Raw genomic sequence first — 23,870 nt, 5'->3', positions numbered from 1 at the left:
GCCGGGCCGGGGACGCCGCCCTGCCCGAACCGTCCGCGACGCCCCCGCAGTCACCGATCCGCGGCCGTGTCGAGGGGTGTCCGCGTCGTGGACGCCGCTGCCGTCGCCCGGGTTCTGCGTTCGGCCCAGCCGATCACCGTCGGGCTGATGGCTCCGGTGAGGGCGAAGGCGGCGGCGAGTGCCGTGAGGGCGGCCGGGCCCGCGGCGAAGGTCCAGCCGATCAGGGCCGGTCCCGCCGCCTTGCTCGAACCGTCGGCGACGAGCTGCCACACGCCCTGGTACTGGCCGAGGATCTCCTCGGGCGCCAGCTCGTAGGAGAGGGTCCAGCCCGCCGCGGAGCCCAGGATCTCACCGAGCGCGAGGACGAGGCAGGCCAGGACGAACAGCGGCCAGATCACCAGCGGCCGGTCCCGCTCCCCGCCGGCGACGGCCAGCGCGGCGCAGCCCGCCGCGGTGAGCAGTCCCGCCCACAGCAGCGACCGCCGCGAGCGCGCGGTGTCCCTGGCCTGGCCGCTCAGCGGCACCTGGAGCACGATCACGGCGCAGGTGTTGAGGATCATGGCCCCGGACACCGTCCAGCGGGGCAGCCCGGAGGCGTAGACGACCCACAGGGGGATGCCCAGGGAGACCAGCGAACGGTTCAGCGTGTGGGCCGCGTTGAGCAGGCTCACGGTCACGTAGCCGCGGTCGCGCAGCGCGTCCCCGGCCAGCCCCGGCCGCCGTACGCCGTGGCCGGCCCCGGGCAGCCGGGCGGTGGCGAACGCGCTGAAGCAGAACGTCGCGGCGTCCAGCAGGACCAGCCCGTACAGCGCGAGCGGGCTGTCCACCGTCATGGCGGCGGCCGAGATCAGGGCGCCCAGCGAGAACCCGGCGTTGGTGACGGAGCGCTGGTAGGCGCGCAGGGCCGAGCGCTGGTCCGGCGGGACGATACGTCCCATGAGGGTGGCGCGGGCCGCCGTGTTGCCGCTCGTCGCGAGCTGGCGCACGGCCAGGCACAGGGCGCACCCCCAGGCGCCCGGCGCGACCGTCAGCGCGGCCACCGCGGCGGCGCAGACCAGCTCCGTCACGACGGCGACGCCGCGGGCGCCGTACCGGTCGCTGATCTGCCCCAGGGGCACGGCCCCGACCACCCCGACCAGACCGCTCGCGGTGAGCAGCGCGGCCGCCTGGCTCAGCGGCAGATGCCGGACCTGGGCGAGGAAGACGACGAGCGCGGACAGGGTCGCCCCGGTGCCCGTCATGTTGACGAGGTTGCCGACGGCCAGCCACCGCTGGTCGCGGTTCGCGGGCAGCAGGGGCACGGTCAGCCTCCCAGCCGCCGCGGGTCCAGGCGCACCACACGCCGGCCCGTCACGCTCAGGGCCCGGCCGCCGTCGGGCCGCTCCCGCAGGCCGACCGTGGCGATACCGCCGGGGTGGTGGATGGCGAGGTCGGTGTCGCCGGGTGCGGTGCCCGCCACCAGGGTCGCGACGGCGACCTGACCGGTGAGCGCGAGCCCCGGGTGCCAGTCGTCCGTCGACAGGGCTCGCGCGTACAGCGTGCCGTCGCCGGTGCGCAGCAGCAGCGCCGGCTTCGGCAGCACGGCGGAGACCGCCATGCCGAGCCGGGGCGCCAACTGCCGCCGTACCTCGGCGAGTACGTCCCGGGCGGCCGCGCCCGCCGGGCCGAGCAGCGCCGCTCCGTCGGTGAGGCCGAGCGCCGCCGCGTCCACGAAGGCGTACGGGTTGCCGCTGTCGACCACGGTCACCGGGACCCGCAGCGCGCCGACGGACACGGACAGCGGGCGCCCGCCGAGCGGGAACGCGCCGCCGAGGTCGTCCAGCGGGAAGCTGAGGCCCGCCTCGTGGACGCCGCGCACCGGGTCCAGCGTACGGATGGCGCAGCTCACGACGCGCCGCCGGCCGGAGCGGTGGGTCAGCAGCCGCAGGGGTCCCCGGCCGGACGGGACGTGGCCCTGGGCGACCAGATGGGTCGCGGTCGCGAGCATCGAGTGGCCGCACTCCGGGGTCAGATCCAGCACCTGGCTGCCGTCCCGCTCCACGACCTGCGCGAACACGTACTCGGCGGCGACGTCGGGCGCGCCCTCGGCCGGATGGGCGAGCGCGACCTTGGCGACGGGGCGGCCCACGGTGGCCACGGCGGTCTCCAGGACGGGCAGCGGGTCGGTGACCCGGCGGGAGCTGGTGACGACCAGGGTCGGCGCGGCGGCACCGCCCACGCTCCACAGGCCGGTGTCGACGCCGACGGCCCGCACACGCTCCGTGGGCGCGGGGGTCACGGCGGTCACGGCGCTCACAGCGAGCCTCCGTCGGTCTGCCCCAGCCACAGCTCCAGCACCAGCAGCGCCCATACCGTGTGCGCGAGTGGCTCGGTACGGCGCTCCTCGAACTCGGCCAGCAGCTTCTCCACACGGCCCGGGTCGAACAGGCCCCGCCGGGCCGCGGACGGGTCGGTCAGGACCTGCCGCGCCCAGCCCAGCGCCACCGCGTCCTCGTCGAGGAGATGGTCGGCCAGGCGGAACGTGAACGGCTGCTTGGGGCGCTGGAGGATCTCCGCCGGCGCCCACGCGTGCCGGGCGGCGGTCCGTGCGAGGGCCACCTTGACGGTGCCGTCGGGTCCGATCTTCCGGTCGGCTCCCAGGGAACGGCCGAGGGCCGTGACCCCGTTGCGGCAGAACGGCACACGGGCCTCGACGGCGTGCGCGGCGCTGAGGTGGTCCACCCGCTGCAGGTGGTAGACGGGCAGCCGGTGCCGCAGCTCGAACTCGGCGGCGGCGTGCGCCGGGTCGGCGACGCCGGGGACCGCCCAGGGCCCGGCGTCGGCGCGCCGTGCCGCCTCCAGGTGCTCGCGCGCCTCGCCGGTGTAGAGGGAGCGGTGCAAGGAGACCGGCATGCCGGACAGCGCGTCGCGGTACGCGGCGCTGTCGCCGCCGTGGACCAGCGCCCGGAACCGGTCGTAGCCGCCGAAGAGTTCGTCGCTGGCGTCACCGGTGAGCGCCACCGGGAAGCCGGCCGCACGGACCGCCTGGAACAGCCGGTAGGTGCTGACGGTGATCGGGTCGGAGTTGGGCTGGCCGAGGCTGTGCACCACGGCAGGCAGCAGCTCTGGGATGTCGCGGCCGCCGACCCGCACCTGCTCCAGGCGGGCGCCGTTGGCCTGCGCCGCCGCCTGCGCGAAGGGCAGTTCGTCGTAGGCGGACGGGGTGCGGGGCACGACGGTGAAGGCGGTCAGCGGGCCGCCCGCGCGGGTGGCGAGCGTCGTGACGACCGTCGAGTCCAGCCCGCCGGAGAGGACCGCGCAGTACGGCACGTCCGTGGGCAGCATGTCGGCGACCAGGTCGGGGAGCAGGCCGGCCAGGTGCTCCTCGGGGTCGGCGTACCGGCCGGGGACCACGGCGGCGACCTCGGTGAGCCGGGGTGCGGCGTCGGGACCGACCTCCAGCGCGTGCCCGGGCGGCAGCGCGTACGCCCCCGCCACGAGCGTGGGATCGCCGAGCGCGCCGGGCGCGGGCACCGCCCCGAACGGCGCCTTGAAGCGCAGGTAGCGGTCCAGAGCGTCGGCGTCGAGGCGGACGGCGGCGCCGCGCAGCTTGAGCAGGGCGGGCAGTTCGGAGGCGAAGCCGACCCGCCCTTCGTCGGCGAACAGGTAGAGCGGCTTGACGCCGGCCTGGTCGCGGACGAGGGTCAGGCGCCGGGTGCGGTGGTCGTAGGCCGCGATGGCGAACATGCCGTCCAGCAGCCCGGCGGCGGCCGTGCCGTGCCGGGCGAACAGCGGCGCCAGCACCTCGCCGTCGCACTCCGTGCGGAACCGCACGCCCTCGGCGGCCAGCCGGCGGCGCAGCTGCGGCGCGTTGTAGATCTCGCCGTTGTAGAACACGGTGACGCCGTCCGAGGTGAACGGCTGCCACCCGTGCGCGGGGTCGGAGATGGCCAGGCGGGTGCCGCCGACCAGACTTCCGTCGAAGACCCGGTGGGCGTGCCCGTCCGGGCCGCCGTGGTGGAGGAGCCTGGCCGTCTCCTCGCCCAGCCGGTGCAGCTCGTCATGGGTCAGGCGGGGGTCGAGCAGGCCGAAGACGCGGCACATGGTGCGCACTCGTCCTTTCGTCTGGTGCGTCGGGCGTCAGTGACCGGTCAGCTCGGCGTGGGCCTTCAGGAACGACGCCCAGTCCGGCCGGGCGTACCAGGTGTCCAGGGTGTCGTCGGCGGGGCAGCGGCGCCGGTCGGCCAGGGCCCGCAGGGGGTCGAGCGGCGCGGTGTCCAGGCCCTGGTCGGCCAGGCCCTTGGCGGCGCGGGCGAGGGCGTCGTCGACGAGCGCGCCACCGTCGACGGGCTCGAAGTGGCGGTTCAGCAGCGGCGCCTGGTAGCCGTGCAGGGCGGCCTCGCGCATGTTGCGGTCGGCGAAGGGGCTCGCCACGTGGTCGAAGTCGCCCTTCTCCAGCATCAGTCCGGCCACCAGGGCGGTGTAACCGCGCACGAGGTCGAGCCGGTGGGTGATGTCGATGCAGGTGACCTCCTTGCGGAAGTACTGGTCGTCACGGAAGTACAGCGGGCGCCGGGTGAAGCTGCGCCGCCAGGAGCGCTCCGACTTGCCGACGACGCCGTCCACGGTCCACGGTCCGTCCCCGCGCACCGGGGTGTTGGCGCTGAGCAGGATCAGGGCCGGGCCGAACCAGTCGAACTTCGCGTGCAGGTACTCCCGGTCGAGCCCGGCCTCGACGGCCTCGGGGAAGCTGACGTTGACGTGGATGCCCCACGTCATCATCGCGGTCTCGGCCGCGGCCCAGCCCTCCACGCCCCGGCCGCCGCGCGGGCCCCGGTACTCCTCGGCCGAGGCGTGGGCGCCGTAGGCGCTGCCGCTCAGGCCGACCCCGGCGAGCAGGTCCTGCATCTCCTGGTAGTGCTGGACCAGGTACTCCTGCTGCTCGTACACGTCGCCGGCGATGGGCGTGCTGATCTCGATGCCCTTGACGTGCAGGTCGACGATCTCGCCCTGCTCGTCGGTCAGGTCGTAGCCCTCCAGGTAGAAGCTGCGCCGGTCGGAGCCGGGGTACTTCATCGCCATGTAGTCGTTGCTCGGCGCGTTGGACCGGGCGATGAGGTCCTTGAGCTGGGGGAAGGACAGCTCGCGCCAGTGCTGCGGCCGGCCGTCGGCGGTGACGAGCTGGTACTCGAACTCCACGCCCATGCGGAAGCTGTTCGGGTCGTATCCGGGCATGACGGAATCGCCTTTCGTGCGAGGGACCTCGGGAAGGAGGAAGGGAAGCGAGGAAGGGGAAGGGAGGAAGCGGAAAGGGGAGGGGGAAGGCGGGATGGGTCAGGACTCGGTGACGGAGCCGAGGAACCACTCGTACAGGGCGAGCAGCCGCCGGCGGGTCTGGTCGCGGCCGTCACCGAGCGCGACCCCGCTGAGCAGATAGGCGCAGGAGGCGACGTCGGCCGCCGCGCCCGTGGCGGGCGGCAGCACCGTCTCGTAGTGGCTGATGCCGTCGAGCGGGCAGGCGGCGGGGGCGGTGCCGCGGGCGCCCTGGGTGTCGTAGAGCAGCAGGAAGCCCCCGGTGGGCGCGGCGCGGTGCGGCGCGAGCGCCTCGGGCGAGGAGCGCGTCTGGTGGCGGGCCGCCAGTTCGACCAGGTCGACGCCGTGCAGGCGGCGCAGCGTGGGCTGGATACGACCGCCGCCCACACGGCTCGCGGCCTCGTTCACGACGATGCCGGCGGCCGTGTCGAAGAACTCGATGTGGAAGGCGGTGGCCCGGGGCGTGGGCAGGGCGCGCAGGGTCCGCTCGGCCAGCCGCACCACCTCGTCCCTGCGCGGGTCACCGGCGTCGAGGGTGATCGCCATGGTCGGCACCGGGCGGTCGCGGACGTCCAGCATCGTGGTCGACCAGGACCACACCTCGCTGAAGACGGCCCGCCCGTCGACGAACACGCCGTCGCAGTGCAGCAGTTCGTGCGGGGTGAACGCCTCGGCCAGGTAGCCGTCCAGCTCCGCGCCCCGCTCGGCGGCGAACGCCCGGGCCTCCCCGTCGTCCGCCAGGCGCACGATGCCCTGCGAGCCGGTCCCGGTGCGCGGCTTGGCGAGCACCGGATAGCCCACCTCCGCGGCGAACTTCTCCAGGTCACCCGGCCCGCGCGGCGCCGCGAACGGGACGACGGGCAGGCCGGCGGCGGCCAGGAGCCGCTTCATGCGCAGCTTGTCGCGGTAGGCGTGCGCGCTCTCGCTGCCCTGGCCGTCGAGGCCGAACTCGTCGCGCAGCCGGGCCGCGCGGAGCACGTCGTGCTCCGAGAACGCGATGACGGTGTCGATGCCGTGTGCGCGGATCCACTCCCGCGCGGTCTCGTACACCGCGGGGTTGGTGACGTAGTCCTCGAACTCGGCGACGCGCGCGTACCGTTCGCGGATCGCGGCGGCCTCGGGGTGCCGGTCGACAGCGCGCGTCGCACAGTTGAGGAGGTACAGCTCGTGCTCCGGATCGAGCCAGCGGTGGAAGGCCGCGGACTGGAGCCGGTAGCGGTTCAGGACCAGGACCTTGCTCATGCTTCCCCCTCACGGGCCGGCGCGGCGGTGCGGATGACGAGGTTCGCGGCCAGGGCGTCCGCGGCGGCCACGGCACCCTCCCGGTCCTCGGCGAACGCGACGACCGCGGCGCGCATCTCGTTGCCGTTCTCGATCGGGGCGAGCCGGTCGCCGGGGTGGACGAAGCAGCGGGTGAGGACGTGGCGCCGGGCCAGCTCGGCGGGCAGCGGCCCGACGTCCACCGCCTCGACCAGGCCGGCCGCCTCCGACAGGCAACGGCGCACCGCGACCCCGCGCCGCTCGACGTCCAGCCGGGGCGGGCGGCCGTGCAGCACGTCGTACCAGGCCTGGTAGAGGTCCACCCCGGTGACGGCACGCACCATGTGGCTGATGAACACCCCGCCGATGCGGCCGTTGACCTCGACGATCCGGGGCCCGTCGGCGGTGAGCCGGACCTCGGTGTGCGCGGGGCCGTCGAGCAGCCCGCAGGCGAGGACGGCGTCCGCCGCGACCCGCTCGACGGCGCCGCGGTCGGCGGCGGGCAGCGGGGCGGGGATCTCCGCGTCCAGTTTGAGGACCCCGGTGCGCCCGCCGATGCCCTTCCCGGTGACGGCGACGGTCGTGACCCGGCCGTCGGCGACGACCGCCTCGACGCTGAACTCCGGCCCGTCCAGGTACTCCTCCACGATCACGTCCCGCTCCCAGGACTCGGCGAGGGCGGCGGCGACGGCCGCGTCCAGCGCGGCCTCGTCGGACACGACGGCGACCGCACAGCTCGCCGCCCGGTCGGCGGGCTTGACCACGACGGGCCACCCGGCGGACTTCACGAAGTCCCGTGCCGCCGCTGCGTCCTGACCGGAGATCCAGCGCGGCTGCGGTACGCCGGCCCGGTCCAGGGCGGCGCGCTGGAGCCGCTTGTTGGAACAGGCCAGTCCGGACCGTTCGGTGTGCCCGCGCAGGCCCGCCCGCTCGTTGATCCGGCCGACCAGGGGCAGCAGATAGTCGAAGTCGGCCATGACGGCGGTGAAGGGGCGCTCGGCGTGGAAGTCGAGGATGCGGGCCTGGAGTTCGCCGACGGCGCCGGTGCGGAACGCGGTGGGGACGCGCGGCAGCGGCAGCTGGACGTCGGCGAAGCCCGAGAGGTCGTTGTCCGGATGGTCGGCCACGACGATCTCCGCGCCGGTCCGCGCGAGGGTGCGCAAGGCCGCCTCGCGCTCCTTGGCGGGGCGTATCACCAGCACCCGGGGGTCGTGCGTCATGTGTAGGTCTCCTTGCGGCCTTCGAGAACGGCAGGGCAGGCCCGAGAGGTACGGCGGAACGTCGGAGGTACGGGCGGATGCCCCCGGATACGGGCGGATGCCCCCGGATACGGGGGGATGTCACAGGTGGGGCAGGACGTGCTCGGTGAGCAGGGCCACGGACTCCAGGGCCTCCGCGAGGGGCGCACCGGCCCAGTGCACGCGCAGGATCAGCTCGGTGGCGTCCGTGCGCCGGGTCCACTCGCGCAGGGCGGCCAGGCAGTCGGCGGGGTCGCCGACCGCGAACCGGTCCTGGGAGAGGGCGGCGAGGTCGGGGTCGAACCGGTCGCCCCGGGGCAGGACGGTGTCCTGTCCCCAGGCCTTGTACGTGGCGTACTTGGCCGCGAGATGCCGGCGGGCCCGCGCGCGGGCGGTGGCCCGGTCCGGGGCGCAGACGACCTCGCGCATCAGCGGTACGTCGGCCGGTGCGGGCAGCCCGGCCTCGGCCCTGGCCTGCCGGTACAGCCCCAGCTGGCGTTCGACGGTGGTCATCGCGGCATGCGGGTTGATCATCCAGGCGTCGCCGAGCCGTGCCGCCCGGCGGACCGCCTTGTCGCTGTTGGCGGCGAGCCACACGGGCGGCCCGGGCCGCTGCACGGGCAGGACCGTGAGCCGGGCGCCGTCCAGGCGGCACCAGGGCAGGTCCGCGTCGACGCTCTCCCCGGCCCACAGCCGGCGCACCAGGTCGAGGTTGCGGGTCAGCCGGGTGACCCGGCCCGTGGTGCCGATGCCGAAGGCCTCGTACTCGGTGTCGCGGTACCCGAGGCCCGCGCCGAAGACCAGCCGGCCCCCGCTCAGCACGTCCGCCGTCGCGTAGGCCTCGGCCGCGTCGACCGGATTCTGCAGGGCGAGCAGGCAGATGCCGGAGCCCAGCCGCATCCGGCCGGTGACGGCCGAGAGGCGGCCGAGCAGCGGCAGCGGCTGCAGGTGGGCCAGCTCCTCGCTCAGGTAGTGCTGCGCGACGAACACCGAGTCCCAGCCGGCCTCCGCGACGGCGGCGACGAGCGTGAGGTGGTCGTCGAGCGCCCGGCCCGGATCCTCGCCGGGCAGGTACTGGAGCGTGAGGTTGAGCCCCACGCGCGGGGCGCCGCCGCCGCGCGCGGCGGCGGCGCTGGTGTCGTTCATCGGTGGTCGTCCCCCACGTCCACGAGAGCCGGGGCCGGCCCGGCCCCGGACCGCGGCCCGCGCAGCCGGCGCAGGTCACGGATGAGCAGGATCGTCTTCAGCCAGCCGCCCGGGACCGCCGGTCCCGCCGTGAGCGCCTGGAAGTTGTCCACGAACAGCAGGTCACCGGGGTGCAGGACGATCTCCTGACGGCAGCGGCCGAGCCCGTCGCGCAGCGCGTCGAGCGCGCCGGCGGCCTCCCGGTCGCCGTCCCGGGCAGCGGCGCGGAACGGGTCCAGGCGCAAGCCGGGCGCCTCCGCCGGCCCGGCCAGTACGGCACCGGGCCGCCCCGCCGCGTGATAGCGCCGCTGCCGCAGCACCTCGGCCTGGTCACCGGCGAGCCCGACGTCCCGGACGGCGGCCAGCTCCAGTGGCGTGCCGGACGGTCCGCCGCGCAGGGAGAGCAGGCCCAGGTAGTCGCAGCGGTCCGGGCCGGGCCCGTCGGCGGTGCCCAGGGCCCGGTCCCCGGCGGCCGTCGCCGGCAGCAGGTCGTCGATGATGCGGTCCCCCCGGGAGAAGGCCTCGGCCAGGCCCATGGAGACCACGGCGAGGTACAGCTCCTCCTGGCGGGTCCGGGTGAAGCCGCGGCCGGCGGGCCGGCCGGCGGGCGGTGGGCCCAGGGCCGTGTCGTCGACGTACATGCCGCGGATCAGGCAGGCGGGCGCGCGGGCTTCGGTGCGCAGTTCGTACAGCGTCCGGCGCAGGGCGCTCGGCAGCAGGCCCGGCAGTTCCCAGCCGAGGCGGTACAGCGTGCTCTCGGCCGGGTCGAGCCGGGTGTCCAGCAGGTCGTCCACGAGGCCGGCGATCTGCCGCAGCTCCGCCACGCCGAGTTCGTAGCCCAGGACGGTGCCCGGCCGCGCCACTGCCTCAGCCCCAGCCGAGGTCGTTCGCCGGGACGGCCCGCGCCGCCGCCACGGTGGACGGTGCGGCGGTGCCGGGGCCCGCCTGGAGCAGGAGCGGCAGGGCCAGGGCGGCGAGTCCCAGGACGAGGGCGGTGGTGCGTCGCTTCATTTCTCCCCCAGTTGCGTGTGTGATGTGCGCGGTGCTCCGCCACCGGCTCGTCACGCCGTTGTGCCGATGGTGGTTCCGGCGAAGCGGCACGGTCCGATCATGGCAGCGGGACCAGTGGATATTCATCCGGTATCACGTATCTTTTTGCGTAAGCGTGAATTCGGACGGGTGGATGAACATGGATGAAAAGGGGCAATCCCCGGTCGGCGACCTGCCGGATCTGGGTGCGACCGAGCGACGTGTGTACGGCTGTGCCGCTCAGCTGATCCGTTTCTCCCTCGACGACCTCGCGGAGAGAGTGCGCCTGCCCCGGGCGGACCTGGAGCGTGCCGCCGCGCACCTGGTCGAACTGCGGCTGCTGCGGCGCAGCGCCGACGACCCCGGGCTGCTGACGACGGTCTCGCCCGACAGCGCCCTCGACCAGCTGACGCGCCCGGTGCGGCGGCAGATGTCGGCGCTTCAGGAGACGGCGGACCGGCTGCGGGACGAACTCGCCCACCTCGTCCCGCTCTACGACGAGGGCGCGGCGCACCGGATGCGCCGCGAGGGCGTCGAGGCGCTCCCGGACCTGGAGGACGTGCGCAAGCGGCTCACCGAGCTGTCCGAGAACGTACGCACCGAGGTGCTCACCTCACAGCCGGGCGGCGCGCGTCCCGAGGAGGTGCTGACGGAGGCGATGGAGCGGACCAAGGCGGTCCTCGCCCGCGGCATCAGCATGCGCACGCTCTACCAGCACACCGCCCAGTTCAGCCAGACCACCGTCGCCTACGTGGACCAGGTCACGCCGCTCGGCGCGGAGGTCCGCACGCTGGGGGACGCCTTCTCGCGGACCATCGTCTTCGACCGGGACGTCGCGGTGGTGCCGCTGCGGGGCAATCCGCGCGGCGCCGCGCTCATCCGGGACCCGCACGTGGTCGACTTCGTCGTGGCGACGTTCGAGCGCGCCTGGGCGGCGGCCGTGCCCTTCCCCGCGGAGCACGGCCGGGCGCAGGCGATCGCGGCCTCCGAGGACATCAAGGCGGACATCGTCCGGCTGCTGGCGGCGGGCCACGACGACAAGGCCGTGGCCCGCCGGATGGGCATGACGATCCGCACCTGCCAGCGCCACATCACCGAGATCATGAACCGCCTCGGCGCCCGCAGCCGTGTGCACCTGGGTTGCCTCATCCAGCAGCAGGGGCTGCTCGACGAGGAGGGATGACGGGTCAGCCCTGGATCGCGGCCGGGTCCATCCACATGACCTCCCAGGTGTGGCCGTCCAGGTCGTCGAAGGCGCGGCCGTACATGAAGCCGTGGTCCTGGGTCGGGCCGGTCTCCGTGCCGCCCGCCGCGATCGCCCGGTCCACCAGCTCGTCGACCTTCGCGCGGCTCTCGGCGCTCAGACAGACCAGCACCTCGCTGGTCTTCGTGGCGTCGGCGATCTCCTTCTTGGTGAAGGTCGCGTAGAACGGCTTGGTGAGCAGCATCGCGACGATGGTGTCGCTGATCACCACGGAGGCCGCCTTCTCGTCGCTGAACTGGGCGTTGATCGTGTAGCCCAGCTCCGTGAAGAACTTCTTGGAGGCGTCGAGGTCGTTCACGGGCAGGTTCACGAAGATCATCTGCTGGTACATCAGGGTCTCTCCCGTAGGTATGCGTCGCTGCGGTCAGCGTGTTCGACAAGGTAGACCCCGGGCCCGCCTCGAACTCATCGGCGATCGCGGAACTTTTCTCAGCGGCTCGCGGGGAGGGCCGCGAGGGCGGCGACGGCGAGGGTGAGCGGGCCGAACAGCGCGAGCAGGGCCGCCGCGCGCACGGCCGCCGCGGCGCGCAGCATCGTGGCCCGGGCGCCGAGGCGCAGCAGCGCGGAGGTGGTGGCCGCCCGGCACTGGCGGGCCTCCACGGCGGCGGTGAGCAGGGTGGCGACCGTGCAGCCGCCCACGACCAGCGCGCCGAGGGCGGCCAGGGGGCCGAACGCCGCCCCCGAGCCCGCGTACAGCGAGGTCATGGCGTAGCCGGCGGACGCGACCGCGCACACGACGCCCAGGGGGCGGCCGATGCGGGTGGCCTCCGCCATCAGCACCCGGCCGGCGAGGAGGCGCAGGGCGCCGGGGCGTACGGACTGCAGCAGACGGCCGCACAGATGGGCGAGGCCGGGGGCGGCGAGGACGAGGCCGCCGGCGATCAGGAGCCAGCCGAGGAGGACGACGCGGTCGTCCCGCTCGGCATAGGCGTGGGCCGCGAGGCCGCCGGTGACGAGGGTGATGCCCCAGGGCAGGCCGACCGGGGTGTCCCCGGGCGGCCGGAGGGCGCCGCCGGTCCAGTCGGCTTCCGGGGCCGGTGACCCGGGCCGGTGTTCGCCCCCGCCGGCCGGCGGCTCGGGACGGGACTCGCCGTCCGGGGCCGGTGCCAGGGAGCGCAACTCGCCTTCCGGAGCCGGGCGTTCGGCGTGCGGGCCGCCTTCCGTGGCGGCGTGCGGCGCGCCATCCGGCGCCGTGCCGACGCCGCCGTTCCCCGGTGCGCGGTCCCGGCGCGACCCGAACCTCCCGTACGTCCCGAACGTCTCGCGTGCCGGCGCGTAGCCGTACGCCCCGAAGCGGCCGAACCGGCGCCGGCCCGGGGCGGCGGGGCGGGGGTCCCTCGGGCGCAGGGCCAGCGCCACCGTCGTGGCCGCCGCGGCCGGGGCCAGGGTCAGCAGGGTCAGGGTCGCCGCGACCGGGAGGGACTCGCCGGCGGCCAGGAAGTCGGCGGCCGCGCGGCCGAAGGGCAGACCCCTCGGGTCGCCGCGCAGGTGCAGGAAGACCAGCAGGGCCAGCAGCGAGCCCAGCGTGCAGGACAGGGCGGTGGTCAGGGCGGAGATCGCCATCAGGCGGGCCGGGCCGAGCCCCACCGCGGACAGCCCGGTGCGCGGCCGGGTACCGGGGTCGGTGCGGGCGACCGCCAGGGCGAGGTGCACCGTGGCGGCGAGCGGCACCGCGCACCAGAGCAGGCGCAGCGCGGCGGCATCGGCCGACTCGGGGTGGTTCAGGGCGTAGCCGAGGCAGGACAGCAGCAGGAATCCGGTGCCCGCCGAGGCTGCGGCCACCAGCAGGCGGCGCAGCTGGACGGCGGGCCGGGCCGCGCGGGTCAGGCGGAGAGCGAGCACGCGGCCCGGCCTTCCGTCTCCGGGGTCTCCGGCAGGTTCAGCGTGTGCACGCGCCGGCCGTCCAGCAGGGAGACCGTGTGGTCCGCGCCGGCCGCGGTGTCGGGGTCCGCCGTGGCGAGGACGACCGTGATGCCGTGCGAGCGGGCGGCCGTGGTGAGGGTGCGCAGCACCTGGGTGCGGTCGGCGCGGTGCAGCGGGGCCGTCGGCTCGTCGGCGAACAGGACCGTGGGGGCGGGGGCGAGGGCCCGGGCGATGGCGACGCGCTGCCGCTCGGCCTGCGTCAGCCGGTGCGGGCGGGCGCGGGACGCGGCGCCGACGTCGAGCCGCTCCAGCCACTCCAGCGCGGCCACCTTGGCCCGGCGGCGTCCGACGCCGCGCAGCATCAGGGGCAGCGCGGCGTTCTCCCAGGCGTTCAGCTCGGGCACCAGGACCGGCGCCGGGTCGATCCAGCCGAACCGTTCCCGGCGCAGCCGCTCCCGGGCCATCGGGCCCAGGGTGTGCATGGGCGTGCTGTTGAACCAGACCTCGCCCTCGCGCACCGGCACCAGTCCGGACAGGCACGACAGCAGGGTCGTCTTGCCGCTGCCGCGCGGGCCGGTGACGGCGAGGATGTCGCCCTCGCGCACCCCGAGCGAGATCCCGGCGAGCCCGGGGGAGCCGTCGCGGTGCCTGAACTGCAGCGAGCGTGCCCACAGCACATCGTTGTCCGGCGGGGCCTCCATGGGCGTACACCTCGGTTCTGCTCCGTTTTCCCGCGTCCGTTCCCCCGTACGGGCGAACGACGGCTGGGCCGATCGGTCACTGGAACGCTAGGCAGCCGGTGCCGGGAGGCCGGACAGCACACGGCCCCGGGCCGCCGTTCCCACTCGAACGGACGGCACCGGGGCCGGGGTCGGTCATCCGGTCGGATGATCGCAGCTTCGGCTGGTCAGAGCTTCGTCCACGCCTCGGTCAGCGTCGCGCGCAGGATCTGCTCGATCTCGTCGAAGGTCTCCTGGTCGGAGATCAGCGGCGGGGCCAGCTGGACGACCGGGTCGCCGCGGTCGTCGGCACGGCAGTACAGGCCGTTGTCGTACAGCGCCTTGGAGAGGAACCCGTACAGGACGCGCTCGGTCTCCTCGTCGTTGAAGGACTCCTTGGTGTGCTTGTCCTTCACCAGCTCGATGCCGTAGAAGAAGCCGTTGCCGCGGACGTCGCCGACGATCGGCAGGTCGTGCAGCTTCTGCAGGGTCTGGAGGAAGGCGCCCTCGTTGTCGAGCACGTGCTGGTTGAGGTTCTCGCGCTCGAACAGGTCGAGGTTGGCGAGGCCCACGGCCGCGGAGACCGGGTGACCGCCGAAGGTGTAGCCGTGCAGGAAGGTGTTGTCGCCCTTGTAGAACGGCTCGGCGAGCCTGTCGGAGATGATGCACGCGCCGATCGGGGAGTAGCCCGAGGTCATGCCCTTGGCGCAGGTGATCATGTCGGGGACGTAGCCGAACTTGTCACAGGCGAACATCGTGCCGAGGCGGCCGAAGGCGCAGATGACCTCGTCCGACACGAGCAGCACGTCGTACTGGTCGCAGATCTCGCGGACCCGCTGGAAGTAGCCGGGCGGCGGCGGGAAGCAGCCGCCGGCGTTCTGCACCGGCTCCAGGAAGACCGCGGCGACGGTGTCCGGGCCCTCGAAGAGGATCTGCTGCTCGATCTGGTCGGCGGCCCAGCGGCCGAAGGCCTCCGGGTCGTCGCCGAAGATCGGGGCGCGGTAGATGTTGGTGTTCGGCACCTTGTGCGCGCCGGGCACGAGCGGCTCGAACGGCGCCTTCAGACCGGGCAGGCCCGTGATGGACAGCGCGCCCTGCGGGGTGCCGTGGTAGGCGACCGCGCGGGATATGACCTTGTGCTTGGTGGGCTTGCCGACCAGCTTGAAGTACTGCTTGGCGAGCTTCCACGCGGTCTCGACGGCCTCGCCGCCACCGGTGGTGAAGAAGACCTTGTTCAGGTCGCCCGGCGCGTAGTCGGCGAGGCGCTCGGCCAGCTCCACGGCCTTCGGGTGGGCGTAGGACCAGACCGGGAAGAAGGCCAGCTCCTGCGCCTGCTTGAAGGCGGTCTCGGCGAGTTCCGTGCGGCCGTGACCGGCCTGGACCACGAACAGCCCGGCGAGACCGTCGAGGTAGCGCTTGCCCTTGTCGTCGTAGATGTAGGTGCCCTCACCCCGGACGATCGTCGGGACGGGGGAGTTCTCGTACGAGGACATGCGGGTGAAGTGCATCCACAGGTGGTCGTACGCGGTGCGGCTGAGGTCCTTCTGGGTCACGGTTATCGGGTTCCCCACATGTAGGTCTGCTTCTTCAGCTTCAGGTAGACGAAGCTCTCGGTGGAGCGCACCCCGGGCAGCGCCCGGATGCGTTTGTTGATGACGTCCAGCAGGTGGTCGTCGTCCTCGCAGACGATCTCGGCGAGGATGTCGAACGAGCCCGCGGTCATCACCACGTACTCGACTTCCGACATGCCGGTCAGCGCGTCCGCGATCGACTCGACATCGCCCTCGACGTTGATCCCGACCATCGCCTGCCGGCGGAAGCCCACGGTGAGCGGGTCCGTGACGGCGACGATCTGCATCACGCCCTGGTCCAGCAGCTTCTGGACGCGCTGGCGCACGGCCGCCTCGGACAGGCCGACGGCCTTGCCGATCGCGGCGTACGGCCGGCGGCCGTCCTCCTGGAGCTGCTGGATGATGGCGAGGGAGACGGCGTCCAGCTGGGGGGTGCCGCCGTTCCTGGACTCGCGGGTGGAGTCCCTCTGGTCTGCGCTTCGACTGGCCACCAGCTCACTGTGCACGACGTCTCGACAGTTTTGCAAGGCCTGATCGATGAAATTCGTTGTTTGAGACTTCGTAGCTTGCGGATTTCGCAGAACTGATGCCGATGGGGGTGTTGAAAACGTGGGCCTGACGGCTAGGGTGGGTGTCTCAGCAGTCGGACAGTGAGAACCAGATCAGGAGGCCGGCAGTGAGCACCGAGCTGCGTCGTCTGCGCAACTACATCGACGGTGAGTTCCGGGACGCCGCCGACGGACGGACCACCGAGGTGGTCAACCCGGCGACGGGCGAGGCGTACGCGACCGCGCCGCTGTCCGGGCAGGCGGACGTCGACGCCGCCATGGAGGCCGCCGCCCGCGCCTTCCCGGCCTGGCGCGACACGACCCCGGCCGAGCGGCAGAAGGCGCTGCTGAAGATCGCGGACGCGTTCGAGGAGCGCGCCGAGGAGCTGATCGCGGCCGAGGTGGAGAACACGGGCAAGCCGGTCGGGCTCACCCGCTCCGAGGAGATCCCGCCGATGGTCGACCAGATCCGCTTCTTCGCGGGTGCGGCGCGGCTGCTGGAGGGCCGCTCGGCCGGTGAGTACATGGAGGGGATGACCTCGATCATCCGCCGTGAGCCGGTCGGCGTCTGCGCCCAGGTCGCCCCCTGGAACTACCCGATGATGATGGCCGTGTGGAAGTTCGCCCCGGCGATCGCCGCGGGCAACACGGTCGTCCTGAAGCCCTCGGACACCACCCCGGCGTCGACGGTCCTGATCGCCGACATCATCGGCTCGATCCTGCCCAAGGGCGTCTTCAACGTCATCTGCGGCGACCGCGACACCGGCCGCCTGATGGTCGAGCACGACACCCCGGCCATGGCGTCCATCACCGGCTCGGTCCGCGCGGGCATGTCCGTCGCCGAGTCCGCGTCCAAGGACCTCAAGCGGGTCCACCTGGAGCTGGGCGGCAAGGCCCCGGTCGTGGTCTTCGACGACGTGGACATCCCCAAGGCCGTCGAGGACATCTCCGTCGCGGGCTTCTTCAACGCCGGCCAGGACTGTACGGCCGCCACCCGGGTCCTCGTCCAGGAGTCCGTCCACGACGAGTTCGTGGCCGCGCTCGCCAAGGCCGCCGCCGAGACCAGGACCGGGCAGCCGGACGACGAGGACGTGCTCTTCGGCCCCCTGAACAACCCCAACCAGCTCAAGCAGGTCTCCGGCTTCATCGAGCGCCTGCCCGCCCACGCCAAGGTCGAGGCGGGCGGCCAACGGGTCGGCGACAAGGGCTACTTCTACGCCCCGACCGTCGTCTCCGGCCTGAAGCAGGACGACGAGATCATCCAGAACGAGGTCTTCGGCCCGGTCATCACCGTCCAGTCCTTCACGGACGAGGACCAGGCCGTCGAGTGGGCCAACGGCGTGGACTACGCCCTCGCCTCCTCGGTGTGGACCAAGGACCACGCCCGCGCGATGCGCATGTCCAAGAAACTCGACTTCGGCTGCGTGTGGATCAACACGCACATCCCGCTCGTCGCGGAGATGCCGCACGGCGGCTTCAAGAAGTCCGGCTACGGCAAGGACCTGTCGGCGTACGGCTTCGAGGACTACACGCGGATCAAGCACGTGATGACGTCCATCGGCGAGTAGCCACCGCGCACAGCGGCGCGGCCCCCGGACGGGTTCACCTCCCCGTCCAAGGGCCGCGCCGCGTCGTCCCCCGGCCGCGAACTCCGGTTCCTGCTTCGGCAGTTCGGGTTCGGCGCAGCGGTCGGCCGGGACAGCGGGGGCTGCTCCGCCGGCCCTGGTCGACAAGGTGTCGGCTCCGGTGCGAGGGTCTGGACGCAGCGTCGATTGTCGCCGCGCCCGGCGGGCGGGCATCCTTCCGGGGTGCCCCAGACTTCTTCTCGTACGTCCGCTCTGTCCCGCCGCTCCCTCCTGCGCGCCCTCGGCGGCACCGCCGCGCTGGGCGCCCTGGCCGGCTGCGGGGTGCCCGCCGCCTACGTCGAGCCGGGTGACCGCGCCGTGCCGGACGAGTCCGCCGCCGACCGGAAGCTGATCTGGGCGAACTGGCCGCTGTACATCGACGCCGATGACGCGAACCCCGACCGGCGGCCCACGCTGGAGGCGTTCGAGAAGCGCACGGGCATCTCCGTCGACTACGTCGAGGAGATCAACGACAACGACGAGTTCTTCGGCAAGATCAGCCCCGCGCTGATGAACCACCAGCCCACCGGCCGCGACCTGATCGTCATCAGCGACTGGATGTGCGCCCGGTTCGTCCGCCTGGGCTGGGTGCAGCGGATGGACCGCGCCCACCAGCCGAACGTCGCGAAGTACCTCGACCCGCTGCTGCGCTCACCGGCCTTCGACAAGGGCCGTCTGTCCACCGTGCCCTGGCAGTCGGGCATCACCGGCATCGCCTACAACCGCAAGAGGCTCGGCCGCGAGATCCGGCGGGTGAAGGACCTCTGGGCGAACGACCTCAAGGGCCGCGTGACCCTCCTGTCCGGCCTGGACGAGTCGTTCGCGCTGCTCATGCAGGGCAACGGCGTGGACATCAGGAAGTGGACGGCGGACGACTTCCACCGGGTCTGCGACGAGGTCGAACGGCAGGTCCACCGCGGCCAGATCCGCCGCTTCACCGGCAACGACTACACCAAGGACCTGGTCAGCGGCGACGTGCTCGCCTGCCAGGCCTACTCCGGCGACGTCATCCAGCTCCAGGCGGACAACCCCGACATCCGCTTCGTCGTCCCCGAGGAGGGCGCCGAACTCTGGTCGGACTCCCTGATGATCCCCGACCGCGCCCGCCACAAGGCCGACGCCGAGCGCCTGATCGACTACTACTACGACCCCGAGGTCGCCGCGAAGCTCGCCACCTGGGTCACCTACGTCTGCCCGGTCCCCGCGGCCAAGGAGGTCCTTGCCTCCGCCAAGGACAAGGACACTGCCGCCCTCGCCGACAACCCCCTGATCTTCCCCGACACAACGATGCGCGAGCGCCTCGCCGTCGCCCGGGACATCACCTCCGCGGAGCGGGTGGAGTTCGCGAAGCGGTGGAACGAGATCGTGGGTCTGTGATCCGGGGTGACCGCGACGGCGGACGCACGGCGGGGTCCTGGCTCCCGTGCGGGGCCGGCCCGCCGTCGACGCGACAAGAGCGGGGACGTTCAGTCGAGGCAGAACTCGTTGCCCTCGATGTCCTGCATCACGATGCACGACTCGTTGTAGTCGTCGGCGAGCAGCACGCGTTCGCGTACCGCGCCGAGCGCGACCAGCCGTGCGCACTCGGCCTCCAGCGCGGCGAGGCGCTCTTGCCCCACGAGCCCGGTGCCGGCCCGCACGCACAGATGCACCCGGTTCTTGACGACCTTCCCCTCGGGGACGCGCTGGAAGTACAGCCGCGGACCCTCGCCCGAGGGGTCACCGCAGACGAACCCCGCGCCCTGGCGCTCCGGCGGCAGCGAGCGCTCGTAGTCGTCCCAGGTGGCGAAGCCCTCCGGCGGCGGCGGTACGACGTACCCCAGCACCTCGCACCAGAAGCGGGCGAGGCGCTCCGGTTCCGCGCAGTCGAAGGTGACTTGGAACTTCTTGATCGATGACATCGCCGCACCCTAGCAAGGCAGACCCTGCCGCGAGAAGTCTTTTGAACGTGTTCAATTGACGGCGTACGCTGCTGCCATGAGCGACAGAGCCGCCCTGCTCCGGGGCATCCGCGTCTGGTTGGTCCTCTTCGTGGTGTGTCTCGTGCTCAGCGGGGCCACCGCCTTCCCCCTGGTGCACGAACTGCGCTGGAGCGAGAGCGCGTTGCGCGCGCTGTCCGTGCCGGACCTGCTGCCGGGGCTGACGGACTGGATCGTGCGGGTACGCCACGGGCTCGACACCGCCGACGCCGACTACCCGTTCCTCCTCTACGGCACCGACTGGCTGGCCTTCGCCCACCTCGTCATCGCGGTCGCCTTCTACGGTCCGTACCGCGACCCGGTCCGCAACATCTGGGTCGTCGAGTTCGGGATGATCGCCTGCGCCGGGATCATCCCCCTCGCCCTGATCTGCGGGCCCATTCGCGCAATCCCCTTCTGGTGGAGCCTGATCGACATGTCCTTCGGGTTCTTCGGGGTCGTCCCGCTGTACGTCGTACGGCGGAAGATCAAGCGGCTGGCGGCGCTCGGCACGCCGAACGCCGCCCCGGCCGCGGCCCTGTGACGGCCGCCCGGACGATGCGGGCGGCGACCGGGTTCACGGACTCGCCGTCGGCGTCCGTGGCGCCGGCCGAGCGGACGAGGATGCGGCGCAGATCCACCCGGCACCTCCCCGGCCCGGACGGCCGGCCGGTACGGCCCGGTCGTCGTCACCGCCGACCGGGCGCCGGACCCCGACACGCCCCCGGCCGCCCTGCCCCACCGGCCCGAGAGGGGCGTCACAAGCCCGCAGGCGCGCACGCCGTGCTCAACCACCGCGGGGACGGCGTGACGCTGCGCGGCACGGGCTATGTGCTGGTCCGCTGGCAGCTCTCACCGCGGTACCGCTCCGGCAGCCTGGTCATGCCGGCCTGGACGGGGCTGCGGGGCAGGCTCTTCCACGTGGCCTCCGGCGGCGGCCGACGCATGGACGACCCCGTCAGCCCCACCGACCCCACCGCCACCGACACGGGCGGCAAGGCCACCGGATACGACGTCCTGCCGCCCGGCACCCAGCAGATGTGGCAGAACGAGTACTTCTGCCTCGACGGCGCCGTCACCCTCACCGTGAACGAACGCGGCGCCGACTACGGCCTGACCGTCTTCCCGAGCAGCTGGGAGGCAGCCGAGAAGGACATCACGACCGGCCCCGCCCAGGGCGCCAGGCGCTACGGCCTGGTCCGGGACACCGGCGGGGACGACACCCCGGTCCCGCAGTACCTCACCCGCGCCACCCCGGCCGACCCCGCGACGGTCGCCCAGCGCTCCCGCGTCTGACGGGTCCGGGGGAACCGCGCGACCGGCCGGGGCCGACCCGCGGCCGCCCGACGTCACGCCGCGGCGCCTGCGGCGCAGCGCTCAGCCGCGCGAGCGCAGGGCGTGCAGGACGTCGACCCGGTTCGTGGTGATCGAGTCGACGCCCAGGTCCAGCAGCCGGCTCATCGACCTGCGGGTGTCCGGGGTCCAGACGGAGACGAGGTGGCCGTCGTGGTGGACCCGGGCCACCAGCTCCCGGCTGACCAGCGAGAAGCGGTAGTTGAGCCAGCGCGGCCTGATCGCGTCGAGCAGCACGGGCCGGGGCGGGGCCAGCGTCGTCCGGGTCAGGGCGATCTCGGCGGCCGGGTCGGCGGCGCGCACGGCGAGCATCGCCTCGGCGCCCGCGCAGTAGTAGACGCGCTCCCGGGCGCCGCCCTGGCGGACCACGTCCATGATCCGGTCCACCGTCCGCCGCTCGACCCGCCCGCACAGATCCAGCATCACCCGGGCCTCGCCGGTCGCGGCCAGCGCCTCCGCGAGCGTGGGCACGCCGCCCGCCGTGAGCTCGCGCAGCTCCTCGGCGGACAGCGCGGCGAGCGGCCGGTCGACGCCCCACAACCGCTTCAGCGTCTCGTCGTGCAACAGCACGGGCACGCCGTCACGGGTGAGCCGTACGTCGATCTCGACCACGTCCGCGCCCTGGTCGAGCGCGGAACGCAGCGAGTCGGTCGTGTTCTCGCGGAAGCGGTAGGGGTCGCCGCGATGGGCCACGGCGGTCACGGTCTGCATGGCCCCATTGTGGCGGGGCCGGACGAACGGCAGGCGTCAGCGGGTGAGCCAGGCGGCGGTGTAGGCGTCGATCTCCGCCGCGATCCGCGCCTTGCCCGCCGCGTCCAGGAAGGACGCCTCGACGGCGTTCTTGGCGAGGTCGGCGAGCCCGCGCTCGTCCAGCTCCAGCAGCCGGGCCGCCACCGCGTACTCCGTGTTGAGGTCGGTGCCGAACATCGGCGGGTCGTCGGAGTTGACCGTGACCAGCACCCCGGCCTCGGCGAACGCCCTGATCGGGTGCTCGTCCAGGGTGTCGACCGCGCGGGTGGCGATGTTGGAGGTCGGGCAGACCTCCAGCGGGATCCGGTGCTCGGCGAGATGCGCGAGCAGCTCCGGGTCCTGCGCGGAGCTGGTGCCGTGCCCGATGCGCTCGGCGCGCAGCTCGGTCAGCGCGTCCCACACCGTCTGCGGTCCGGTCGTCTCCCCGGCGTGCGGCACCGAGTGCAGACCGGCCGCTATGGCCCGGTCGAAGTACGGCTTGAACTGCGGGCGGGGGACACCGATCTCCGGCCCGCCGAGCCCGAACGACACCAGGCCCTCCGGCCGGATCCGGTCGTCCGTGGCCAGCCGCGCGGTCTCCTCGGCGGACTCCAGCCCGGCCTCGCCGGGAATGTCGAAGCACCAGCGCAGCACGGTCCCGAACTCGGCCTCGGCCGCCTTGCGGGCGTCCTCGATGGCCGCCATGAAGGCCGGCGCGTCGATGCCGCGCCGGGTGGAGGAGAAGGGGGTGATGGTCAGCTCGGCGTACCGCACCTGCTGGCGGGCCAGGTCGCGGGCCACCTCGTAGGTCAGCAGCCGGACGTCCTCGGGGGTGCGGATCAGGTCCACCACCGACAGGTAGACCTCGATGAAGTGCGCGAAGTCGGTGAAGGTGAAGTACTCGGCCAGGGCCTCGGGGTCGCTCGGGACCCTGGAGTCGGCGTGCCGGGCGGCCAGCTCCGAGACGATGCGCGGGGAGGCCGAGCCGACGTGGTGGACGTGCAGTTCGGCCTTGGGGAGGCCGGCGATGAAGGGCCGCAGGTCGGGGTCGGCGGTGCCGGCGGCGGGCGCGGAGCTGTGGTCGGTCAAGGGGTCCTCCCCGGGACGGGCGCCCGCGGCGACCCGGCCGGTGGGACCGGGTCCGTGGAACCCGCCGGTGGCGGCAGGGGGTCCGTGGTGCGGGCGCGGTGATCGGCTGATCGGTGCGCGGGATCATCGTAGGCCCCGGCCCGTGCCGTCCGGAGCGGCCCGTAGCATGAGGCACATCCAGCAGAGGGGGGCACGTCCACCATGTCCGACGAGGGGCCGCAGTTCACACCACCGGAGCAGCCGCCCGCCGGCGAGCGGCCCGCGGCACCCGGGGTGTCCCTGGGCAAGACCGCGCAGGACAGCGCAGCGGACGCCGCCCCGCAGGCCCCGGCTGCCGGCCACGCCCCCGGTTTCGGCTCCGTGCACGACCAGCAGACGGTGACCTCGCTGCCCACGGACGCCGTACCCGCCTCCTGGGCAGCACCGGCCACCGGCCCGACGCACCCGGCGAACCCCTTCGCGCCGCCGGCCGATCCGTACGCCGCGCCGCCCGCGAGTCCGTACGCGCCCCCGGCCGCCCCGCCGAGCCCGTTCGCCCCGCCGGTCGCCACGGCGCAGCCGTACGCCGCCCCGCACCCGGCGGCCGAGCCCGTGCCCCCGCCGCCCATCGCCCCCGACGGCCCCGGCCAGGTGCCGTACGGCTATCCCGGCGCGCCGTCGTCCTACGGGTATCCGGGCGGACCGCAGTCGCCGTACCCCGCCTATCCGGCCGCGAACCTCTACGGCTGGCCCGGCATGCAGCCGGCCCCGAGCAACGGCCTCGGTACGGCCGCCCTGGTCTGCGGCATCCTGTCCGTGGTCGGCTTCGTGGCGTATCCGGTCGCCCTGGTGCTGGGCATCCTCGCGATCATCTTCGGCGCCATCGGCCGCGGGAAGGCGAAGCGGGGCGAGGCGACGAACCCCGGGATGGCCCTGGCGGGGCTGATCTGCGGCGCGGCGGGCATCGCGCTGGTGGTGGCGTTCATCGGTTTCTTCGTGGCCATGGCCACCTGAGCGCTCCGCCGGCAGCGCGCGACATGCCGTCGGTCGGCCGCGGGTCCGCCGCGGCTCATCGCGCGGTTCCCCGCGCCCCTTCGGGGCGTTGCCGAAGCGCACCCGGACTTCGCCGAACCCGCTGAGCCCGCGAGGCGGGGCACCGAGCAGAGCC

Annotated in this window: 23 protein-coding genes; 6 read left to right on the top strand and 17 right to left on the bottom strand. The window is 73.5% G+C overall.

Going from position 1 to position 23,870, the window contains the following annotated elements:
- Window positions 1-50 precede the first annotated feature (50 nt).
- The 9 genes from ACZ60X_RS20655 to ACZ60X_RS20615 form a co-directional block, all read right to left on the bottom strand.
- Complete coding sequence (locus ACZ60X_RS20655; protein WP_469600319.1) at window positions 51-1,301, bottom strand: MFS transporter; 1,251 nt, start codon at window positions 1,299-1,301, stop codon at window positions 51-53.
- A gap of 2 nt (window positions 1,302-1,303) precedes the next feature.
- Window positions 1,304-2,296 (bottom strand): 2-methylaconitate cis-trans isomerase PrpF family protein, encoded by a 993-nt coding sequence (locus tag ACZ60X_RS20650; RefSeq protein ID WP_469600316.1) that lies wholly within the window; start codon window positions 2,294-2,296, stop codon window positions 1,304-1,306.
- A complete protein-coding gene (gene asnB / locus ACZ60X_RS20645) occupies window positions 2,293-4,083 on the bottom strand; it encodes an asparagine synthase (glutamine-hydrolyzing) (RefSeq protein WP_469600741.1) in 1,791 nt (596 codons plus the stop codon). The genes ACZ60X_RS20650 and asnB overlap by 4 nt, the downstream gene beginning before the upstream one ends.
- 36 nt (window positions 4,084-4,119) lie before the next feature.
- Entirely contained in the window at window positions 4,120-5,214 is a 1,095-nt protein-coding gene (locus ACZ60X_RS20640; RefSeq protein ID WP_469600312.1) for a glutamate-cysteine ligase family protein, read from the bottom strand.
- A 99-nt stretch (window positions 5,215-5,313) separates the two neighbouring features.
- Window positions 5,314-6,534: an ATP-grasp domain-containing protein gene (locus ACZ60X_RS20635; protein ID WP_469600309.1), complete on the bottom strand. Its 1,221-nt coding sequence runs from the start codon at window positions 6,532-6,534 to the stop codon at window positions 5,314-5,316.
- Complete coding sequence (locus tag ACZ60X_RS20630) at window positions 6,531-7,772, bottom strand: ATP-grasp domain-containing protein (protein ID WP_469600307.1); 1,242 nt, start codon at window positions 7,770-7,772, stop codon at window positions 6,531-6,533. Before ACZ60X_RS20630 ends, ACZ60X_RS20635 begins: the two co-directional genes overlap by 4 nt.
- A 120-nt stretch (window positions 7,773-7,892) precedes the next feature.
- Complete coding sequence (locus ACZ60X_RS20625) at window positions 7,893-8,936, bottom strand: LLM class flavin-dependent oxidoreductase (RefSeq protein ID WP_469600304.1); 1,044 nt, start codon at window positions 8,934-8,936, stop codon at window positions 7,893-7,895.
- Window positions 8,933-9,838 carry a Fe(II)-2OG oxygenase family protein gene (locus ACZ60X_RS20620; protein WP_469600302.1) on the bottom strand — a complete coding sequence of 302 codons (906 nt, stop codon included), beginning with the start codon at window positions 9,836-9,838 and terminating at the stop codon, window positions 8,933-8,935. The genes ACZ60X_RS20625 and ACZ60X_RS20620 overlap by 4 nt, the downstream gene beginning before the upstream one ends.
- A 4-nt stretch (window positions 9,839-9,842) precedes the next feature.
- Complete coding sequence (locus ACZ60X_RS20615; RefSeq protein ID WP_469600300.1) at window positions 9,843-9,986, bottom strand: hypothetical protein; 144 nt, start codon at window positions 9,984-9,986, stop codon at window positions 9,843-9,845.
- 172 nt (window positions 9,987-10,158) lie between these two features.
- Here ACZ60X_RS20615 and ACZ60X_RS20610 point away from each other — a divergent pair, with 172 nt between their 5' ends.
- Entirely contained in the window at window positions 10,159-11,187 is a 1,029-nt protein-coding gene (locus ACZ60X_RS20610; protein ID WP_469600298.1) for a helix-turn-helix transcriptional regulator, read from the top strand.
- Between the two features lie 4 nt (window positions 11,188-11,191).
- Here the strand turns inward: ACZ60X_RS20610 and ACZ60X_RS20605 are convergent, their stop codons facing one another.
- The 5 genes from ACZ60X_RS20605 to ACZ60X_RS20585 all read right to left on the bottom strand — a co-directional run bounded on the left by ACZ60X_RS20605 (window position 11,192) and on the right by ACZ60X_RS20585 (window position 15,927).
- Window positions 11,192-11,599: a VOC family protein gene (locus ACZ60X_RS20605; RefSeq protein ID WP_469600296.1), complete on the bottom strand. Its 408-nt coding sequence runs from the start codon at window positions 11,597-11,599 to the stop codon at window positions 11,192-11,194.
- A gap of 98 nt (window positions 11,600-11,697) precedes the next feature.
- Window positions 11,698-13,110 carry a hypothetical protein gene (locus ACZ60X_RS20600; RefSeq protein ID WP_469600294.1) on the bottom strand — a complete coding sequence of 471 codons (1,413 nt, stop codon included), beginning with the start codon at window positions 13,108-13,110 and terminating at the stop codon, window positions 11,698-11,700.
- Window positions 13,092-13,832, bottom strand: a complete 741-nt coding sequence (locus ACZ60X_RS20595; protein ID WP_469600292.1) for an ABC transporter ATP-binding protein — start codon at window positions 13,830-13,832, stop codon at window positions 13,092-13,094. The genes ACZ60X_RS20600 and ACZ60X_RS20595 overlap by 19 nt, the downstream gene beginning before the upstream one ends.
- Before the next feature lie 206 nt (window positions 13,833-14,038).
- Complete coding sequence (locus ACZ60X_RS20590; RefSeq protein WP_469600290.1) at window positions 14,039-15,421, bottom strand: aspartate aminotransferase family protein; 1,383 nt, start codon at window positions 15,419-15,421, stop codon at window positions 14,039-14,041.
- Window positions 15,406-15,927, bottom strand: a complete 522-nt coding sequence (locus ACZ60X_RS20585) for an Lrp/AsnC family transcriptional regulator (protein ID WP_469600288.1) — start codon at window positions 15,925-15,927, stop codon at window positions 15,406-15,408. The genes ACZ60X_RS20590 and ACZ60X_RS20585 overlap by 16 nt, the downstream gene beginning before the upstream one ends.
- Window positions 15,928-16,097: 170 nt before the next feature.
- Between ACZ60X_RS20585 and ACZ60X_RS20580 the strand changes: the two genes are divergently transcribed.
- Both ACZ60X_RS20580 and ACZ60X_RS20575 read left to right on the top strand, forming a co-directional pair.
- Entirely contained in the window at window positions 16,098-17,537 is a 1,440-nt protein-coding gene (locus tag ACZ60X_RS20580; RefSeq protein ID WP_469600286.1) for a gamma-aminobutyraldehyde dehydrogenase, read from the top strand.
- Between the two features lie 240 nt (window positions 17,538-17,777).
- Window positions 17,778-18,971, top strand: coding sequence for an ABC transporter substrate-binding protein (locus ACZ60X_RS20575; protein ID WP_469600284.1), 1,194 nt, complete (start codon window positions 17,778-17,780; stop codon window positions 18,969-18,971).
- 89 nt (window positions 18,972-19,060) lie between these two features.
- Here the strand turns inward: ACZ60X_RS20575 and ACZ60X_RS20570 are convergent, their stop codons facing one another.
- Window positions 19,061-19,495 carry a VOC family protein gene (locus ACZ60X_RS20570; RefSeq protein WP_469600282.1) on the bottom strand — a complete coding sequence of 145 codons (435 nt, stop codon included), beginning with the start codon at window positions 19,493-19,495 and terminating at the stop codon, window positions 19,061-19,063.
- Between the two features lie 76 nt (window positions 19,496-19,571).
- On the opposite strand from ACZ60X_RS20570, the gene ACZ60X_RS20565 reads away from it, so the two are divergent.
- On the top strand, window positions 19,572-20,096 hold the full coding sequence (locus tag ACZ60X_RS20565; protein WP_469600280.1) for a hypothetical protein: 525 nt from the start codon (window positions 19,572-19,574) through the stop codon (window positions 20,094-20,096).
- Between the two features lie 239 nt (window positions 20,097-20,335).
- A complete protein-coding gene (locus ACZ60X_RS20560) occupies window positions 20,336-20,848 on the top strand; it encodes a hypothetical protein (RefSeq protein ID WP_469600278.1) in 513 nt (170 codons plus the stop codon).
- 81 nt (window positions 20,849-20,929) lie between these two features.
- On the opposite strand, the gene ACZ60X_RS20555 is transcribed toward ACZ60X_RS20560, so the two are convergent.
- Both ACZ60X_RS20555 and ACZ60X_RS20550 read right to left on the bottom strand, forming a co-directional pair.
- Entirely contained in the window at window positions 20,930-21,616 is a 687-nt protein-coding gene (locus ACZ60X_RS20555) for a glycerophosphodiester phosphodiesterase (RefSeq protein ID WP_469600276.1), read from the bottom strand.
- Window positions 21,617-21,652: 36 nt separating this feature from the next.
- On the bottom strand, window positions 21,653-22,723 hold the full coding sequence (locus ACZ60X_RS20550; protein ID WP_469600274.1) for an adenosine deaminase: 1,071 nt from the start codon (window positions 22,721-22,723) through the stop codon (window positions 21,653-21,655).
- A gap of 201 nt (window positions 22,724-22,924) precedes the next feature.
- On the opposite strand from ACZ60X_RS20550, the gene ACZ60X_RS20545 reads away from it, so the two are divergent.
- Window positions 22,925-23,716 (top strand): DUF4190 domain-containing protein, encoded by a 792-nt coding sequence (locus tag ACZ60X_RS20545; RefSeq protein ID WP_469600272.1) that lies wholly within the window; start codon window positions 22,925-22,927, stop codon window positions 23,714-23,716.
- Window positions 23,717-23,870 lie beyond the last annotated feature (154 nt).

Source organism: Streptomyces sp. NPDC104106, assembly GCF_055584345.1.
The sequence above is the reverse complement of the archived record's forward strand: the minus strand, read 5'-3'. Positions and strand labels throughout refer to the sequence as shown.

Bases quoted from the DNA above. Each gene is read 5' to 3' on its own strand.
- asnB (WP_469600741.1), bottom strand. From the start codon at position 4,083: ATGTGCCGCGTCTTCGGCCTGCTCGACCCCCGCCTGACCCATGACGAG.
- ACZ60X_RS20640 (WP_469600312.1), bottom strand. From the start codon at position 5,214: ATGCCCGGATACGACCCGAACAGCTTCCGCATGGGCGTGGAGTTCGAG.
- ACZ60X_RS20635 (WP_469600309.1), bottom strand. From the start codon at position 6,534: ATGAGCAAGGTCCTGGTCCTGAACCGCTACCGGCTCCAGTCCGCGGCC.
- ACZ60X_RS20630 (WP_469600307.1), bottom strand. From the start codon at position 7,772: ATGACGCACGACCCCCGGGTGCTGGTGATACGCCCCGCCAAGGAGCGC.
- ACZ60X_RS20625 (WP_469600304.1), bottom strand. From the start codon at position 8,936: ATGAACGACACCAGCGCCGCCGCCGCGCGCGGCGGCGGCGCCCCGCGC.
- ACZ60X_RS20615 (WP_469600300.1), bottom strand. From the start codon at position 9,986: ATGAAGCGACGCACCACCGCCCTCGTCCTGGGACTCGCCGCCCTGGCC.
- ACZ60X_RS20610 (WP_469600298.1), top strand. From the start codon at position 10,159: ATGAACATGGATGAAAAGGGGCAATCCCCGGTCGGCGACCTGCCGGAT.
- ACZ60X_RS20605 (WP_469600296.1), bottom strand. From the start codon at position 11,599: ATGTACCAGCAGATGATCTTCGTGAACCTGCCCGTGAACGACCTCGAC.
- ACZ60X_RS20595 (WP_469600292.1), bottom strand. From the start codon at position 13,832: ATGGAGGCCCCGCCGGACAACGATGTGCTGTGGGCACGCTCGCTGCAG.
- ACZ60X_RS20570 (WP_469600282.1), bottom strand. From the start codon at position 19,495: ATGTCATCGATCAAGAAGTTCCAAGTCACCTTCGACTGCGCGGAACCG.
- ACZ60X_RS20565 (WP_469600280.1), top strand. From the start codon at position 19,572: ATGAGCGACAGAGCCGCCCTGCTCCGGGGCATCCGCGTCTGGTTGGTC.
- ACZ60X_RS20555 (WP_469600276.1), bottom strand. From the start codon at position 21,616: ATGCAGACCGTGACCGCCGTGGCCCATCGCGGCGACCCCTACCGCTTC.
- ACZ60X_RS20545 (WP_469600272.1), top strand. From the start codon at position 22,925: ATGTCCGACGAGGGGCCGCAGTTCACACCACCGGAGCAGCCGCCCGCC.